The sequence below is a fragment of the Streptomyces sp. NRRL S-646 genome, assembly GCF_000720765.1.
Classification (GTDB): Bacteria; Actinomycetota; Actinomycetes; order Streptomycetales; family Streptomycetaceae; genus Streptomyces.
Map to the genome: position 1 here is coordinate 1 of NZ_JODC01000010.1, position 16,350 is coordinate 16,350.

Sequence of the window (16,350 nt, forward strand, 5' to 3'; positions counted from 1 at the left end):
GCCCCCCGGCCGTCGGCGTGTTGAGTGAGATCACCACACCAACGACGAGGGGCTTCGCTACGTCACCCCACCTGACCAGCCTGTTTCACTCCTCAGACCCCAGGATGAAAGAGGTTCAGTGGGCTGATCTCGCAAGGCACCGCACGAGGAGCATGGCCATGGTGAGGTAGATGGCGTTCTCCGAACACACGCGCAGGTACTCGTAGTCCTTCGACAGGCGACGGCACCGTCCCAGCCAGGCGAATCTCTGCTCTACCACCCAACGCCGCGGGACAACCGCGAAGACGGGCACTGCCGGAGGCGGTGTCCCCACTCGAGTCCAGGTCGAGCGGAATCCTCCGTCGCGGCGCTGCACGACCTCCACGGTGATGCCGGTGGCCTCCCGGGCCCAGGCGTGGAAGTCGGCGCCGCGGTACCCCTGGTCCGCCCACACGTGACGCAGACGCGAAAAGGCATCGAGAACAGCACCGCGGCGCCGTCACGATCGCCGACGCTCGCCGGGCTCACACAGGCCACCAGGACAGTGCCGCGGGTATCGACGAGCAGGTGGCGTTTGATGCCGCTGACCTTCTTGCCACCGTCGTACCCGTGCAGGCCACTGCGCTCACTGGCTCGGACGCTCTGACTGTCCACGATGGCCGCGCTGGGCGTGGGATCACGGCCGAGTTGCACACGCTCGCGCTCGCGCAGCGCCGTCAACATCCGCTCCCACACGCCTTCTTGCTGCCATCGCCGCCAGTAGTGGTAGACGGTCTGCCACGGCGGCAGATCATGCGGCAACAGCCTCCAGGCGCAGCCGGCCCGCAGCCAGTACACCAACGCGTTGAGGATCTCCCGCCGGGTATGTCTCGCCGGTCGTCCACCAGGCTTCACCGCCGGAACCAGCGGACAGAGGATCTCCCACTCCGGATCGGACAGATCCGTCAAGTAGCGGGTGCGCAGCCCGCACACCTCAGCTCCCCGAAAGTGCGCACCACCCCGCTACCAGGAAACTTGCCCACTGACAGGCTTTTCAGACGCCCTCTAGTAATCCAGTTGTAGTTTTCTATTCCTGCTGGTCAGGGGCGTGTTCGTGGGAGTGCTCGGCTGACGCTGTGTCAGGTGTCTGGGAGTTCGTGGCCTCGGGTGCGGCTGGCCGTTTGTCGGCGACGCCTCAAAAGTGGACCGGTAACGGCGAACCCCAAGCGCCGTGGACGGTCCACTTTTCGCACGACGCCGACAGCCGTTGTGCCCAACGCGCAAGACCATGTGGTCGGTGCCGAGGGTCGAGCCGCACCGGCGAAGGGCCCCTGGGCCAAGTGTTTCGGCACGTGTTGGGCCGATGTGCCGGACTTCGTCGAGGTCGAGGGTGAGTGACACGGGAATGGGCGGAGGCACCGATGGCGTTGGCGGCGATCCGTGCCGCTTCGTCGTTCGGCTCTTCCTGCATGCACATCCCCCTACTCGGTCGGGCTTGTCACCGTTCCCTTGGTAGCGAGAGCTTGTCGCAGTCCGGGGCAAACGGCACGAAGATCCCCGTACCCAATTTCGCTCCCACAGACTCCCTGTTTCGTCGACGCCTACATTCCAGTGACGGAGGAACTCCGGCCGACCAAGGAACCAAGAGCATCCCCAAGGGTGTGGACAGTCAGGCGAAGTCAAGCGTCTCTTGAGCGGACGTCGCCTTGTACCAGCGGGATCGGGTATCGGGGCCCGAGGGTCCGTTCTGCCCGCACCGGGCCAATCTCGACACCGCCATGCCCGGCGAGGCTCTCGCCCACGCCCGCTACACCCTGTACGCCGACCACGCCGCTGGCCACCGCCCAGCCCCGGGCCGCCTGTTCCGGGGAACCGCACAAGTCGAGCTGTACGAGCACTTCGCCGGCGAAGCCGTCCTGTACTGCCTGGTCGGCACCACACGGGCCAACCTGACCAGGTCCATCGCTGGCGAACGCTACGAGGCCGAGGTCATGTATCCCACCTTCGCCCGCCGCGCCGACGCCATCCGCGACCACCAGGCCGCCCGCCTCTTCCGGCACAACGCCGCATGCCCGCCGCCGGAGATCGCGGCGCCGGTGACAAACCCGGACGCATGGGAGTCGCCGCCTTGCGACGAGGCCGAGCCAGCGCCGATCGCTGTCGGCGAGCCGGACCCGACGGGAGGTACGGCCGAGCCCGAGCAGGGGTCGGATGAGACCGGCGGCGCCGTAAAGAAGACGCCATCGCGTCGTACGAGGGCGCCGTCTGCGTAAGTACGCTCACCGCACGGTGTGGAGCCGGACCCTCCCCTCCGTCCGACTCTGCACTGTGCCTGACGATCTGGAGCGCAGGTTCTTCCGCCTGCGGTCGACGCGCGCGGTCGCACTCGAAGTGCTGGGGAGCGGCGAGCCAAGCTCATTGCTGACCCGCTGAAGGTCACCGTGGACGGCGTGGTCACGATGGATCTTCAGGAGAACCTGCGGGGGATCGAGCGGCAGATCGAGCAGGTCCGGCAAGCCCTCGCCCCTGACGATCCCGGTGACGAGGACGATGCAGCGGAAGCGTCGATGGCGGTGACCTGGTTGGCCCCCGCCCGCCGCTACCGGTAGTGGGCCACACGCCACTCTGCTGACGGTCGTGCCTCTGCTCACACGAGCTGGCAGTGGGTGCCGGAGGAGGCACGCCGAGGCGCCGACGACTTTCATGGAGACAGGGAAACTTTCTATGTCCCGCTACCTGTCGCCACGTATGTCGCCGTGGCTCTGTCGTAGATCCGCCCCACGGTTTCCCGTTCGTTCGAAGGCCCGAGTACGAGGACCACGTGGTAGCGCCCGTCGACGAGGAGGACGAGGTTCCGCGCGAACACCTCCTGTCCCCGCTCGTCCTTCTGCCAGGTGAACTGCCCTTCCGCCAAGGTCCGGTCGCCCGCCTCGACGAGGCGGATGCCCGAGGCCGTACCCCAGGTCGAGTCGCGATAGGGCTGCAATTCGGGTTCGTCGTCCCGCTGGTAGTCGATCGGACCACCCGCATACGCCTTCACGCTGTCCCGGCCGGGGACGACGACGAGCTCGTACGAGCCCTTTGTATAGCGGTACTGCCCGTCGGCGTTCTTGGCGTGCCGTTGCCATCCGGCCGGTACTTCGAGCCCGAACTCGTCTTCCCGGACGTGGACATAGCCCTTGGCGGCTGTGACCGTGGGCGTGGGAGTGGCAGTGTGAGACGGCGTGGGTGAGCCGTCGGCGCTCGGCTCCTTCTTGCCATTGCCCGGCCAGCCGTTCATCGCCAGGAGCACGAGCACGAAGGTTACGGCGATGGTGGCCGCCCCGAGCCACAGTCGCCGGCCGCTGCCGCCGCTCGTGGTCGGTATGTCGTGTCGGCCGACGCCCTCGCCCGCCACGCCGCGCAGCGCAACCACGACCTGGTCCGCCTCAGGCCGCTCGCCCGGCTCCTTGGACAACAGGTCGGCGATGACGGAGGCCAGCGCGTCTGCTCGCCGCGTCCCCGGAGTCTTTGCCGTGAGCACCGCACCGACCGTCCCCTCCACCGAATCCCGCTGGAACGGCGACCACCCCTCCACCATCTGGAAAAGCAGCACACCCAGCGACCACAGGTCGGAGGCGGGGCCCGGGCGGCTGCCGCCCATGCGCTCCGGCGCGGTGTAGGCCAGCGACCCCATGAACTCGCCGGACCGGGTCAGGGACTCCTCGCCCGCGATGTACGCGATGCCGAAGTCCGAGAGGACCACGCGACCGTCGGTGCCGAGCAGCACGTTCCCCGGTTTCACGTCGCGGTGCAGGACACCGCGGACATGAGCGGCGGAGAGGGCCTCCAGCACGCACAGGGCGATCCGTGCCACTTCCCGTTCGGGCAGGGGCCCCTGCCGTTCCAGGAGGTCCGCGAGGGACTCGCCGTGCACGCGCTCCATAACGATCCAGGGCCGGCCGTCCTCCATCACCACGTCATGGACGGTCACGACCGAGGGGTGGTTCACCCGGGCCGCGGCGCGCGCCTCGCGCAGGATCCGTTCGACGCGTGACGGGCCCTGGGCGACGTACGCCTCCTTCACAGCGACTTCCCGCCCGACGAGCACGTCGAGCCCGGCCCACACCGCCCCCATGCCGCCCGCGCCGAGCTGCTCGCCCAGCCGGTACCGCCCGCCGATCAGTCGCCCCTCGGACGTGGCGGCCTCCGCTTCTCCCCCCGACACCATGCAGGCATCATGCCCGAGCACGTGGCCGCCCGCCGGGCGATCACCAGTCTGCCCGCTGAAGGCAGGCCCTGATCGAGTTGGGCATGTCGTGGTGTAGACGACCTCGCCAATGTCCGCCGACTCTGAGCTGTTGCTGCGCGCCCTGGCCGTTGCTTGGCCGTTTGGAACTGCGCGAGCACGACAGGCCGCTGGGTAGGGTCATAGCGCACCTAGCTTGAGAGGCAGTGGCATGACCGAGGTCGTGATCGCGCAGACGACCATCGACGACGAAGCCCTCGCGATGGCGCTGGCACGAGGTGCGGTCGAGAGCAAGCTGGCAGCGGGCGTTCACATCGACGCGCCGATCACAGCCGTTTACTGGTGGAAGAACGAAGTCGAGACGGCGCGGGAGTGGCGGATCTCGTACATGACGACGACGGACCGTCTCCCGCAACTGGAGGCGTGGCTGTCCGAGAAGCACCCTCTTGGGGCGTGCTCTGTGTCTCCGGACGGACCTTCGGCGTGACCACGCTGAGGTTGCCCTCCTAGCGTAGAGACGTGACTGCAAGGGAAGTTGAGGGTGACCGGCATCCCACGGCGGCCTCGAGGCGGCCCTCCGATGCGCTGACGGCGAAGGAGGTCAGGGACTTCCTCCAGCGCTCCATCGACGCTCTGGCCCGACCTCCCAGACGTCGCAGCCCCGTTGGGCGGGCCCTACCCCTCCGGGGCAAACGGCTTGTGAGCTGGGGAACGTTGCGGAGGGCTGTTGAAGTCCACTCCAGCCCGCCTCATACTCGGTGGCTCGAGTACCACCATGAGTTGGCAGGCCGCGATGACTGCGAGCGCAATGCCGGGATGCCCCTCCCGGCGAGCCGCACCTGGCTTCTTTTCCTTGATCAACTGAGAGGTTGTCACTATGGGTCCCCCACAAGTGCCTTAGTGAACGCTCGCGTTCACTGTCGCGTCAACCGTAGTGAGTCCCCGATAGTGAACGCAAGCGTTCACTTAAATTGGTGTCACGTGGCGAATCCTCCGTTGTTGCCACGTGGTGCGGTCCCACCCCCCGAAAACCCCGCTCCCCCTGCTCGCTGGAGATACGCAGATGGTTACTTCGCGCTGGACGGCCGCCCCCGCTCAGGCGGCCTCCCTCCGTCGGCGCGGCGCCGTGCTCGAACGCGCGATCCTCGATGCCGCCCTGGAACAGCTCAGCACGGTCGGCTGGAACGGCCTCACCATGGAGGGTGTCGCTGCCGGCGCCCAGACCGGCAAGGCCGCCGTCTATCGACGCTGGCCGTCCAAGGAGGATCTCGTCGCTGACGCCCTGCAGGCCGGACTGCCGCGCATAGAGGAGACGCCCGACCTGGGCAGCGTGCGCGAAGATCTGCTTGCGCTGTGCCGGCAGGCGCGTGAGGCGATGTTCTCGCGACCCGGTTTCGCGGTCCGCTCCGTGATTCACGAGTGCGACCCGATTCAGGCGGAGCGCTTCCATGGCGTGATCTTCGACGGGATCGTGGAGCCCACCATCAAGCTGCTTCGCGAGGTCATCACCCGTGGAATAGAGCGGAATGAGGTGCGACCCGACGCGGCGAACAGCTATGTCTTCGATGTCATACCGGCCATGATGATGTACCGCTCCAAGCTACGCGGAAGCGAATGGGACGATCGTGATCTCGAGGAGATGATCGACCAGTTGATGGTTCCGCTGCTGCGCCCGGGTGTCGGCTGAGTGCGGGGCGCCGCAGTCCTGAAGTGGTAGGGGGAGCCGGGGTGTCGCCGAGTGATCCGCGGGGCGTAGGCTGAAGGCGCCATGCCGTACGAACCACCTACTCACACCGTCGAGCGCTCCCTCCGCGCCACGACCGGAGCGAAGATCATTGCCGGTGTCGACGAGGTGGGGCGCGGTGCGTGGGCCGGCCCCGTCACCGTCTGCGCGGCGGTCACGGGACTGCGTCGGCCTCCCGAGGGCCTCACCGACTCCAAGCTGCTCACCGTGAAGCGGCGCACCGTTCTTGCCGTGGAACTGCAGAAGTGGGTGACCTCGTACGCGCTGGGGCACGCCTCGCCTGAGGAGATCGACGAACTGGGCATGACCGCAGCACTGCGCCTCGCGGCGGGTCGCGCCCTGGAGGCTCTGCCGGTCCGTCCCGACGCGGTGATCCTCGACGGCAAGCACGACTATCTGGGCTCGCCCTGGCAGGTCCGTACGGTCATCAAGGGCGACCAGTCGTGCGTGGCGGTCGCGGCGGCCTCGGTGATCGCCAAGGTTCAGCGCGACAAAATGATGGCCGAACTGGGTATCGACCATGCAGACTTCGGTTTTGCGGACAACGCCGGGTATCCGTCGCCCGTGCACAAGGCCGCACTGGCGGAGCGGGGGCCCACCCCGTACCACCGGTTGTCGTGGGCGTATCTTGATGCGCTGCCCCAGTGGCGACATCTCAAGAAGGTCCGCAGTTGGGCGGACGGAGGCGTTCCGGAGATCGAGGGCCAGCTCGGCTTCGACTTCTGACGATTCCGCTCGCGCTCATGTGCCACCCGCCGACGCGAGCCGCACCAACGTTTGATAAATATCAGCCCATGCCTCTCATTCCCGAGGAGCCTCAGATTCACGAGAGTGCCCAGGGTCCCCGCACCGCGCCGACCCCCCGTCCCGTACCCGGTCCCCGTCCCGCGGCTCCGCCGCGTCCCGGTCGTCCTGGTCCGCTCCGGCCCACGCCGCCGGTGCAGCGCACGTCGCGTGACGTGGCCGTGGCCAAGCCCGGACCCTCGGTCCCGGCTGCCCCTGCCGCTGTCACTGCTGCGGCCAACCCGCAGATCCAGCTGATCCCGGCCTCGGCGGAGGGCGCGCTCGACGCCGCCGAGGAAGCCGTGGACCTGCTTCTGGACTCGGGTCGTGCCCCCGGCGACGTACTGGTGATCACCACCGGTGAGCAGCACCCGTGGGCCGCCCACGAGCTGTCCTTCGGTGAAGCCTCCTACTGGGCGCAGCACGACGCGGGCGACGACGTCTTCTACACGGACGCCTCTGCCGCTGGTCGCGCCGCCTCGCGTCCCGTGGTCGTGGTTGCCGTCAACGGCGGTCCCGACCCAGCCGCCGCCTCCGCCTTGCCGCTGGCCCTCACCCGGGCCGGAGCCCTGCTGATCGTCTGCGGCGACCCGCAGCAGATCAACTCGGTGCTGGGCGCGAGCGTCTGAGTCTGTTCCGGTACGCCCACGGGGATGCCGGAGCGACGAGGACGCCGCTGTGGCGGCATCGGCACAGCTGGCGTTTCGGCGTGCGCAGATACGGCAGGAATGCCCGGTGCGCGAGCGCTTCCGTCTGCTCCTGCGGCGGGTGACCAGGACGTGGGGGAACGTCGGAGCGCCAGGCGGACACCCGTCGTTCGTGCAGCGAACGTCCCCCACAGCATGCGGCGGTGGTTGCTCGGAGTGTCGACGGGGCCTTGACCGTTGCGTGCAACGCCCCTCGTGCGGTGGGCCGCGAAGCCGGCGTACGAGGGAAGCGTGCTGGTCGGTCGAGCGTGGCCCGTCGGTGTTCTCAGCGGGCCGCAGCGCGGCGCAGGACCTCCGAGGCGGCACCACCGGTGCGTGGCAGCGGGGGCGGCGCCTCGGACATGCCGAAGGGCTCCGGTGAGGAGTCCGCGCTGGGCCGGCGCCCGCCGCGGCCCTCCCCGAGCACCTGCCAGCCGTCCCGGGTCAGCGTGATGTACGCCCCGCAGCGCAGTCCGTGCAGTGTGCACGCGTCACGCAGGCCCCACATCCATGCGCCGTCCTCCTCGGTCCAACGCGCGTCGCCCTCACGGCAGTAGAGCAGCACCGCGGTGCGCACCGGTGTGCGGCGCCGCAGGTCGTGAGGGATGACCCGGCGAAGCTGCGCAAGCAGCGTGTTGCGGAACATCCAGCCGTCGGCGGGAGTCGGGCGGCGGGTGAACGAGGCGCTCGCGCACAGGCGTTCGTCCGGGTCGAGGACGGCCACCACCGCGGTCGCGGGCCTTGGGCGATGCCGGGAATGGAGTCCGCTGACGACCTCTCGGGGGTTGCGCAGCAGGGGAATTCCGGCGGCGGCCCACTCCGCGGGTTCGAGCATGCGGGTGAGAGGGTTGGCGGATGCGGCGGACAGGTCGGCAGACGTCGACGTGGATGCCGCCGAGGACGGAGCGAATCCGAAGGTCACGGTCCTCCCTTCGGCTACGCGCCCACACTGCGGGCGGGGGTCTTGTTCAGGGGAGCGCACGCCGCAGCAGAGCCCTACCGGACCACGGACGAGCCGTGCGGGGAGCGGACTTCAATTCTTCCTGTCGAACTTGGATGCGGCAACGAGCAATTGGGGCCACTGACCGAAACATGACGGTGTGCGGTTTATATCCCTACCCAGTGCGTTGCGTCACGACGCATGAGCTGACCGTTCACCCCGAGTTGGTGCGCCGTTGGGGCGGAGGGTTCAAGGCAGGGCTGCTGGGCGGGCGGGGCCGCGCCGCGGTCAGCTCTGGACGGCCAGGACGAGTGGCAACACCCCCTGCGCACCGGCACGTCGGAGCATGCGGGCCGCGACCGCGAGAGTCCAGCCCGTCTCGGTGAAGTCGTCCACGAGAAGGACCGGACCTCCGGCCTCGGATAGAGCGGAAGCGAGGGCGGGCGGCACGATCAGCGTGCCGGTCAGTGCCTTCAAGCGCTGTGCACTGTTGCTCCGGGAGACGTGGGGCGCGTCGCTCGTGTATTCCACGGAGCCGAGCAACGGCAGCCTGCCGATCTCCGCGATCCGCGCGCCCAGGGAGTTGATCAACTGAGGGCGGGTGCGCGAGGAGACGGTGACCACACCCACCGGGCGGGGCTGCGGGTCAGCCGCCCCCGAAGCCCATCCCCCCGGCCCCTTGGCCCAGTCGGCGAGCACGCCCACGACGGCCTTCGCCACGTCGTCCGGCACGGGGCCGTCGGGGGCGTGTGGCGCCAGCATCGGCCGCAGCCGGTTGCCCCAGCCGATGTCCGACAGGCGGCCCAACGCCCGCCCCGGAGCGGCCTGTTCACCGATCGGGATGCGGCCCTTGAGGTCGACGCCGATCGCCGGCAGGCCGGTCGGCCACATACGGCGTGGCTCCACCTCGACGCCCGCCCGGCCGAGATCGACACGCGCCGCGTCCAGTGCCGTCGTGGACATGTCCGTGGTGAACCGCGCGCCCGCGCAGTTGTCGCAGCGGCCGCAGGGCTTGGCGCCCTCGTCGTCCAGCTGGCGTTGCAGGAACTCCATACGGCACTCGGTCGTCGAGGAGTACTCGCGCATCGCCTGCTGCTCGGTGCTGCGCTGCCGCGCCACCCAGTCGTACCGCTCCGCCTCGTACGTCCACGGTTGCCCCGTTGCGATCCAGCCGCCCCTGACCCGCTTGACCGCCCCGTCCACGTCGAGAACCTTGAGCATGGTCTCCAGGCGGGAGCGGCGCAGCTCCACCAAGGGCTCCAGGGCGGGCAGCGACAAGGGCTTGTCCGCGTGCGCGATCACGTCGAGAGTGCGGCGCACCAGGTCTTCCGGCGGGAAGGCGAGCGACGCGAAGTAATCCCAGATCGCCTCGTCCTCCTTCCCCGGCAGCAGAAGCACCTCGGCGTGTTCGACGCCGCGTCCGGCGCGGCCCACCTGCTGGTAGTAGGCGATGGGCGAGGACGGCGAGCCGAGGTGCACCACGAATCCGAGATCCGGTTTGTCGAACCCCATGCCCAGTGCGGAGGTGGCGACCAGGGCCTTGACCCTGTTGGCGAGGAGGTCGTCCTCGGCCTGCTGCCGGTCGGCGTTCTCGGTCCTGCCCGTGTAGGAAGCGACCGTGTGGCCGCGATGCCGCAGGAAAGCAGTGACCTCCTCGGCCGCGGCCACGGTGAGTGTGTAGATGATCCCGGAACCCGGCAACTCGCCCAGGTGGTCGGCGAGCCAGGCCATACGGTGTGCGGCGTCCGGCAGCCGCAGGACGCTCAGGCTCAGGCTCTCCCGGTCCAACGGGCCTCGCAGCACCAGGGCGTCCGACGAGCCCCCGGTGCCGAGCTGTTCGGCGACGTCGGCGGTCACGCGCGCGTTGGCGGTGGCAGTGGTCGCGAGCACCGGGACGCCCGGCGGGAGATCACCGAGCATGGTGCGCAGCCGCCGGTAGTCCGGGCGGAAGTCGTGCCCCCAGTCGGAGATGCAGTGGGCCTCGTCCACCACGAGGAGTCCGGTGGCGGCGGCGAGCTTGGGCAGCACCTGATCCCGGAAGTCCGGGTTGTTGAGGCGCTCCGGACTGACCAGCAGGACGTCGACCTCACCGGCGGCGATCTCGTCCTGAACGGTGTCCCACTCCTCGGTGTTCGAGGAGTTGATCGTCCGTGCATGGATACCGGCCCGTGCTGCGGCCTCGACCTGGTTGCGCATCAGTGCGAGCAGCGGGGAGACGATGACCGTGGGCCCGCTGCCCCGGGCCCGCAGTAGTGACGTCGCCACGAAGTACACCGCAGACTTGCCCCACCCCGTGCGCTGCACGACGAGCGCCCGGCGTCTGTCGGCGACCAGCGCCTCGATCGCCCGCCACTGGTCCTCGCGCAGCCGGGCGCCCCCCGTGGCGTCCCCGACGAGGCGGGCGAGGACTGTGTCGGCGGCCGCCCGGAGTTCCGTGTTGCTCGTGTGCTCCATGCATCCCATCAAACAGGACGGCACTGACAAGCCCGGCCAGGTCCGTGGGGGAGAGGAGGTCTTGACGTGTCCCTGGCCCGACTTATCCACAGGGCAAACCGGAATATCGCGATCCGCGAGATCGTCTGCGCATGACGAATCACAGCGAAACCACTGGATCCCCCGAAAACGGCAAAGCCTCCGGATGTGAAGGCGCCGAGCGCCACGACGGTGACGGCGCACCCGGCCGACGGGAAAAGCACGTCGGCCCGGCCGCTTCGGACGACCACGGCGGACGCGACGACCAAGGCACGTACGGTGCGCAAGACACTAGCGAGGAGCGCCCGGGCCGTCCGGACCACGTCGACTGCACCGCCTACGACAGCCATGGCCCCGAGCACCAGGTCACGCTGCGCACCCCGGCCGAACTGGCCGATGCCCTCCCCTATCTGCTGGGGTACCGGCCCGAGGAAAGCATCGTCCTGGTCGCCCTGCACGACAGGGACGGCCGCGGTCGTTTCGGCGGCCGCGCCCGGCTCGGCATTCCGGCGAGTGCGGACGACTGGGCTTCGGTTGCCCAGCAGTTGGCCCACGGGCTGGTCACTGGCAGTGAGCGCAGGGGAGCCCGGCCCGAACAGATGGTGGCCTACCTCTGCCAGGAGCCGGCAAAGGGCGAGTCGGGTCGGCAGGTCATGGAACGATTGCGCCCGCTGGCCCAGAAACTGCGCGTCGAGTGCGGTCAGCTCGATGTGCCGGTGATCGAGGCGCTGTGCATCTCGGACGGCCGCTTCTGGTCCTACTGCTGCGGGCACGAAGCGTGCTGCCCGCCCGAGGGGCTTCCCATGGGCCTGCCCGGCACCTCCGTGCTGGCCGCCGCTGCCACCTACGCCGGCCTGCAGGTACGGGGCACGCTGCGCGAACTGCGCGCCAGGCTGCTGCCCTGGGAGACTGCGGCCGCCCTGGAGCAGGAGAGCGCCCTGGACACCGCGAGCATGGCGTTGGTCCCCAGGATCCTCGACGGCGCCGGCCGCGAGGGTGTCGCCGAAGAGACACTGGAGCTGTCCGCGCAGATCATGCGCCGACTTGCGGGCGTACCGCCCGTGTCCGGCACGCTGACGGCGGATCTCCGCGATGACGAACTGCTCGCACACGACGAAGCCGCGGCACTGATTCTCGGCTTGCAGGACCGTGCGACCCGAGACCGCGCGGCCGAGTGGATGGAGGGCGAGGAGGCCGCGCTCGCACTCCGGCTCTGGCGGGCCCTGGCCCGCCGGTGCGTCGGACCCTACGGCGAACACGCGGCGGCACCGCTGACGCTGGCCGGTTGGGTCGCCTGGTCCGCAGGTGACGACCTGGAAGCCCGGGAAGCCCTCGCCATGGCGCTCGGCGCGGATCCGGGCTACCTCTTCGCCCGCCTGCTGCACCAGGCCTGCAACGAAGGGCTGGAACCTGAGTCGATCCGCCGCTGCCTGCGCGCGGAGCGACAGGACCGGGGGCGGCCGGCAGCCCAGCAGTCGCACGGCAAGGAGGGAACCGCAGAGCCGGTGACGGCCCAGGCCATCGAGTCGGGGCGGACGTCGGAGCTGGTGTCCGACTCGGCCTCCGCATCGGTGTCGGAGTCGGTGTCGGAGTCGGTGTCGGTGTCGGAGGAGACCTCCCGCCTGCGACGCCGTGTCCGTTCCAGTGGCACGCTCCGCAGCCACTCCCGCTCGGCGCGGGCAGAGGGCCGGGGGAGCGGTACGAGCGTCCCTCGCGCACGGACGGCAGTGGCAAGCGCTAGCCGTCCCGACTCCGCACGGACTGGCCGCACGCGTCCGCGTACTCCCGGGAAGGGCGCGGCGCGCCGTGGCGACCAGTGCCCCGAAAGCCTGCGTCCCGGAAGCGACGGCACACAGGAGGAGGCGTGAGCAGGTGCTGGGCGAACGTTGGTCGGGGGGCCCGGATCGACGGCAGTTGCGGGGCGCCCCATGCGCGGGAACCAGAATTCGCCGGGGGCGGGCAGCGTCGCCGTCGCCCGTCCGGGCGGGCTCGCCGCGGGCGTGACCCGGAGGACTGCTCTGCCGTTCACCTGAGTGGCGGAACGCCTGAATGGGCGGGGCCGCCACACAGTCCACGTCCGTCCGGATCCCCCCACCCGGCGCCGCATACGCCCGAGGTGCACCAAGCGCAGAAGAAGCCGCCCCATGCATCAGCCGACTCAGCCCTCCGCTGCCGGCGACGGCACTCCCGGCTCAAGCCGGTCCACGCTGTCTCCCGGGACGGGGGCCCGCCTGCCGACACACGCGGACCGTGCCGCCCGGCGCGACGCCCGGTCCGCGGCCGACGCCACACGCGCCTCTCCACCGAGCGGCCAGGGCTGGTACCTGCCTGGGGCGACGGAACGACCCGGGCCCGCAACCGGGGCGACCGATCAGGACCGACTCTCTGGCAAGCAGACCGTCCAGGGCCTCACCGCCGTCCGCCCGCCCGACGCGGGGTCCTGTGCACTCGAGCCGAGCGAGCCGGGCTGCTCCACGCCCTTGCCGACGCCCTCGGACCAACTCCCGGCCGGGGCGGCCGATCGGGGCCGACCCTCCGACCCACTCACAGGCCGACAACGCTCATCGCCGTCACCCACAGGCCAGGCCCGGATTCTGCCCTCACCACCAGGCCAGACGCCCCGCTCGTCCGCCCTCCCACCCCCAGGAACAACTCCGTCGCCCCGAGCTGCAACGCTGCCGGCACCCCGCTGGTCCGTGGAACTGCCGTCCACGCATACCGCCATGATCTGCGTCGCGCTCCCTGGACTCGCCATCTCGTCGGAGCACGGGCAGATGACGGGCCAGGGACTGGAAGGGTTCTACCGCGCGGGCCGACGCGTGCTCTCCCGTTGCCAGGTCCGCGTGGCGGGGCGCGAACCGCTGGCGGTGCAAGCCCGGATGACCTCGGCCGACCGAGCCCGCTTCGTGGGCACGCTGCGTGCCTCGCCGCACTCCGGCCCGGACCCGGACGTCGTCGTCGAGCGCATTCGCCACGCGGACGGGACGGAGCGCATCACCTTGCACAGCGCGGCCCGGCGCCCCCTGCGAGTGCCTCTCGAAGTCGCTCTCGGTACGGACCTGGCCGACCTGGGCGCCATCGCATCGGGCACCGCTGGACCCGAACTGCCCGCCAGCGTCCACGACTCGGGCCTGCGCTGGTCCTGCGCCACCGGGAGCTCGTCGGTCACGGCAGATCCGCCGCCCGCGGACGCACTGGCCTCCGCCGGGTTGCTGCGCTGGGAGTTCGAGCTGTCCCCTGGCGGCAGCACAAGCGTGGAGCTGAGGGTACGGGCGGACGGAGCGGGGCCTGTCCGGGCCGCGAGCCGCACGGCCACGAGCCCTCTTGCCGCCGCTCGGGCGTCCGGTGACGACCCCAGGGTTCAGCCGCTGCTGCAGACAAGCGTCGGGGATCTCCATGCCCTCCTGCTGCGCGACCCCGCGCACCCTTCCGACATGCAACTCGCGGCAGGAGCCCCCTGGCGCTGCGGTCCGGCCCCGGCTGAGGCACTGGCGGCTGCGCGGATGACGCTGCCCCTCGGTACCCGGCTTGCCGTAGGCACGCTGCGTACCCTCGCACGCACCCAACTCAGGGGCGCGGGGCCGCAGTCCGGCATGCTCCCCGGGCCACGACGGGATGCGGGCATCCATCTGCCGCCGGGTTGTACCGGCACGGAAGCCACGCTGCTCTTCCCCGCGCTCCTCGCGGAGGCACGCCGCTGGGGCCTTTCCGAGGCCGAGACGGAGGAACTGCTGCCGGCGGCCGAGCGCTGTCTGGCCTGGCTGCGGACGACCGTCGGCGAGGGCACCTACCTGTGTGACCCGCATCCCGGCGGTCCCGTCCGCTGTGAGACGCAGGCCCACGCCCACCGCGCGGCCCTCCTGGGCGCCGATCTGCTCGATGGCTGCGGGAGACCGGGCGGCGCCGAGCTGCGGCGGTGGGCCCAGATGCTGCGGGCGCAGTTCAGGGAGGAATTCTGGGTCGACGACCGGGGTGGAGGCAGGCCGGCCGCTGCTCTCGCCCCCGACGGCACCCCGCTGCCGTACCTGGGTGCTGCCGCCGCCCATCTCCTCGACACCGGCCTGCTCGGCGGGGGCGAGCCGGCCCCTGGGCTGCTCGACAAGGTGCAGACCGAACAACTCGCCCGCTTGCTCGGCGGCCCGGGGATGGACTCGGGCTGGGGGCTGCGGGGACTGGGCGCGAAGGAGGCCGGATACAACCCGTTCGGCCACCGCAGCGGTGCCGTGCGGGTCCACGAGACGGCCATCGCCGTCGCAGGCCTGGCCGGCGCCGGCTACGAGAAGGAGGCAGGTTCGCTGCTGAAAGGGGCCCTGGCGGCGGCCGAGAGCTTCGGGCACCGGCTGCCCGAGATGTACGCGGGGGAGCAGCGCACCGCCGGGAGCGCGCCCCTCCCGCACCCGGCGGCCTGTCGTCCGGCCGCCACCGCGGCGGCCGCCGGCGTGCTGCTGCTGGTGACCCTCGCGGGTATCCGTCCGGACGCTCCGGCCGGGACGGTCACACTGCGGCCCATGCACAGTGCACCCCTGGGCGAGATCGTCCTGAGGGGACTTCGAATCGCCGGTGCCCCCTTCTCCGCACGGGTCAGCCGCCTCGGCCTCGCCATGGTCGAGGAGGCAGCCGACGGGCTGCAATTGGGAGTGTGACCTCGGACGACGTACCACCGCACAGCACCCGGAACCAGGGAGCGAGGCTCATACCGGACCGAAGTGGAAGCCGTCGAAGCGGCCGACGAAAGGAGTGTTTATCGTCAGGCAGACGACTATGATCGCCGCATGCCCTACGACCCGTCAGCATTTCCGCCCTTCGCCGTCACCGTGGACCTGGTCGTGCTGACCGTGCGCCGCCATGCCCTGTGCGCGCTGGCGGTCCGCAGGGGTGAACCACCGTTCCAGGGACGCTGGGCGCTCCCGGGCGGCTTCGTACGGGCCGACGAGGATCTGGCGCAGGCAGCCGCACGCGAGCTGGCCGAGGAGACCGGGTTGCGCGCCCACGACCCTGCCGTTCCCGCTCAGGACAACGGTGCACACCTGGAGCAACTCGCGACCTACGGAGACCCCAAGCGGGACCCGCGCATGCGCGTGGTCAGCGTCGCCCACCTGGCGCTCGCCCCCGACCTGCCCGCACCCCGAGCGGGCGGCGACGCCAGCAATGCGCGTTGGGCGCCGGTCGAGGAGCTGCTGCAGCAGGGCGGTTACGGCCGCGACGGCGAACCGGTGGCGCCGCTCGCCTTCGACCACGCGCAGATCCTGTCCGACGGTGTGGAGCGCGCCCGCTCCAAGATCGAGTACTCGTCCCTCGCCACGGCGTTCTGCCCCACCGAGTTCACCGTCGGCGAGCTGCGCCGGGTCTACGAGGCGGTGTGGGGAGTGGCCCTCGACCCGCGCAACTTCCACCGCAAGGTGACGGGCACGCCGGGCTTCCTCGTCCCCACCGGCGGGACCACCACACGCCAGGGCGGCCGCCCGGCCCAGTTGTTCCGGGCCGGCGGCGCCACACTGCTCAACCCCCCCATGCTGCGCCCCGAAGTGTGACGGCAGGG

The 16,350-nt window shown here is 70.3% G+C and carries 12 protein-coding genes and 1 pseudogene; 9 read left to right on the forward strand and 4 right to left on the reverse strand.

What is annotated here, in order from left to right:
• Positions 1-115: 115 nt before the first annotated feature.
• Positions 116-951, reverse strand: a pseudogene (locus tag IH68_RS53520) (IS5 family transposase).
• Positions 952-1,736: 785 nt separating this feature from the next.
• Here IH68_RS53520 and IH68_RS51855 point away from each other — a divergent pair.
• Together IH68_RS51855 and IH68_RS58275 are read left to right on the forward strand one after the other, a co-directional pair.
• Complete coding sequence (locus IH68_RS51855; RefSeq protein WP_051833736.1) at positions 1,737-2,231, forward strand: ferritin family protein; 495 nt, start codon at positions 1,737-1,739, stop codon at positions 2,229-2,231.
• A gap of 177 nt (positions 2,232-2,408) precedes the next feature.
• Complete coding sequence (locus tag IH68_RS58275; protein ID WP_234341586.1) at positions 2,409-2,567, forward strand: hypothetical protein; 159 nt, start codon at positions 2,409-2,411, stop codon at positions 2,565-2,567.
• A 113-nt stretch (positions 2,568-2,680) separates the two neighbouring features.
• Here IH68_RS58275 and IH68_RS51860 read toward each other — a convergent pair whose 3' ends face one another.
• Positions 2,681-4,168: a serine/threonine-protein kinase gene (locus IH68_RS51860; RefSeq protein ID WP_051833737.1), complete on the reverse strand. Its 1,488-nt coding sequence runs from the start codon at positions 4,166-4,168 to the stop codon at positions 2,681-2,683.
• 229 nt (positions 4,169-4,397) lie between these two features.
• On the opposite strand from IH68_RS51860, the gene cutA reads away from it, so the two are divergent.
• From cutA to IH68_RS0125940, 4 genes are all read left to right on the forward strand, one after another.
• Positions 4,398-4,673: a divalent-cation tolerance protein CutA gene (cutA, locus tag IH68_RS0125925; RefSeq protein WP_051833738.1), complete on the forward strand. Its 276-nt coding sequence runs from the start codon at positions 4,398-4,400 to the stop codon at positions 4,671-4,673.
• Positions 4,674-5,249: 576 nt separating this feature from the next.
• A complete protein-coding gene (locus IH68_RS0125930; protein ID WP_030939499.1) occupies positions 5,250-5,873 on the forward strand; it encodes a TetR/AcrR family transcriptional regulator in 624 nt (207 codons plus the stop codon).
• 81 nt (positions 5,874-5,954) lie between these two features.
• Positions 5,955-6,656, forward strand: coding sequence for a ribonuclease HII (locus IH68_RS0125935; protein ID WP_030939500.1), 702 nt, complete (start codon positions 5,955-5,957; stop codon positions 6,654-6,656).
• A 68-nt stretch (positions 6,657-6,724) separates the two neighbouring features.
• Complete coding sequence (locus IH68_RS0125940) at positions 6,725-7,342, forward strand: hypothetical protein (protein ID WP_078912610.1); 618 nt, start codon at positions 6,725-6,727, stop codon at positions 7,340-7,342.
• Positions 7,343-7,685: 343 nt separating this feature from the next.
• On the opposite strand, the gene IH68_RS0125945 is transcribed toward IH68_RS0125940, so the two are convergent.
• Together IH68_RS0125945 and IH68_RS0125950 are read right to left on the reverse strand one after the other, a co-directional pair.
• On the reverse strand, positions 7,686-8,321 hold the full coding sequence (locus IH68_RS0125945) for a hypothetical protein (RefSeq protein WP_030939504.1): 636 nt from the start codon (positions 8,319-8,321) through the stop codon (positions 7,686-7,688).
• Between the two features lie 306 nt (positions 8,322-8,627).
• Positions 8,628-10,793: a RecQ family ATP-dependent DNA helicase gene (locus IH68_RS0125950; protein ID WP_030939506.1), complete on the reverse strand. Its 2,166-nt coding sequence runs from the start codon at positions 10,791-10,793 to the stop codon at positions 8,628-8,630.
• A gap of 131 nt (positions 10,794-10,924) precedes the next feature.
• Between IH68_RS0125950 and IH68_RS0125955 the strand changes: the two genes are divergently transcribed.
• The 3 genes from IH68_RS0125955 (at position 10,925) to IH68_RS0125970 (ending at position 16,342) form a co-directional block, all read left to right on the forward strand.
• Positions 10,925-12,679, forward strand: coding sequence for a DUF4192 domain-containing protein (locus IH68_RS0125955; protein ID WP_030939508.1), 1,755 nt, complete (start codon positions 10,925-10,927; stop codon positions 12,677-12,679).
• An 855-nt stretch (positions 12,680-13,534) separates the two neighbouring features.
• The gene (locus IH68_RS0125965; protein WP_078912611.1) at positions 13,535-15,454 is read left to right on the forward strand and encodes a glycogen debranching N-terminal domain-containing protein; all 1,920 of its coding nucleotides are present in this window, start codon (positions 13,535-13,537) and stop codon (positions 15,452-15,454) included.
• A gap of 129 nt (positions 15,455-15,583) precedes the next feature.
• Positions 15,584-16,342 (forward strand): NUDIX hydrolase, encoded by a 759-nt coding sequence (locus tag IH68_RS0125970; protein ID WP_030939512.1) that lies wholly within the window; start codon positions 15,584-15,586, stop codon positions 16,340-16,342.
• Positions 16,343-16,350 lie beyond the last annotated feature (8 nt).

What these genes read in the sequence shown, in the direction of transcription:
- IH68_RS51855 (WP_051833736.1), top strand. Translation starts at nt 1,737, where the DNA reads ATGCCCGGCGAGGCTCTCGCCCACGCCCGCTACACCCTGTACGCCGAC.
- IH68_RS51860 (WP_051833737.1), bottom strand. Translation starts at nt 4,168, where the DNA reads ATGGTGTCGGGGGGAGAAGCGGAGGCCGCCACGTCCGAGGGGCGACTG.
- cutA (WP_051833738.1), top strand. Translation starts at nt 4,398, where the DNA reads ATGACCGAGGTCGTGATCGCGCAGACGACCATCGACGACGAAGCCCTC.
- IH68_RS0125930 (WP_030939499.1), top strand. Translation starts at nt 5,250, where the DNA reads ATGGTTACTTCGCGCTGGACGGCCGCCCCCGCTCAGGCGGCCTCCCTC.
- IH68_RS0125935 (WP_030939500.1), top strand. Translation starts at nt 5,955, where the DNA reads ATGCCGTACGAACCACCTACTCACACCGTCGAGCGCTCCCTCCGCGCC.
- IH68_RS0125940 (WP_078912610.1), top strand. Translation starts at nt 6,725, where the DNA reads ATGCCTCTCATTCCCGAGGAGCCTCAGATTCACGAGAGTGCCCAGGGT.
- IH68_RS0125950 (WP_030939506.1), bottom strand. Translation starts at nt 10,793, where the DNA reads ATGGAGCACACGAGCAACACGGAACTCCGGGCGGCCGCCGACACAGTC.
- IH68_RS0125955 (WP_030939508.1), top strand. Translation starts at nt 10,925, where the DNA reads ATGACGAATCACAGCGAAACCACTGGATCCCCCGAAAACGGCAAAGCC.
- IH68_RS0125965 (WP_078912611.1), top strand. Translation starts at nt 13,535, where the DNA reads ATGATCTGCGTCGCGCTCCCTGGACTCGCCATCTCGTCGGAGCACGGG.
- IH68_RS0125970 (WP_030939512.1), top strand. Translation starts at nt 15,584, where the DNA reads ATGCCCTACGACCCGTCAGCATTTCCGCCCTTCGCCGTCACCGTGGAC.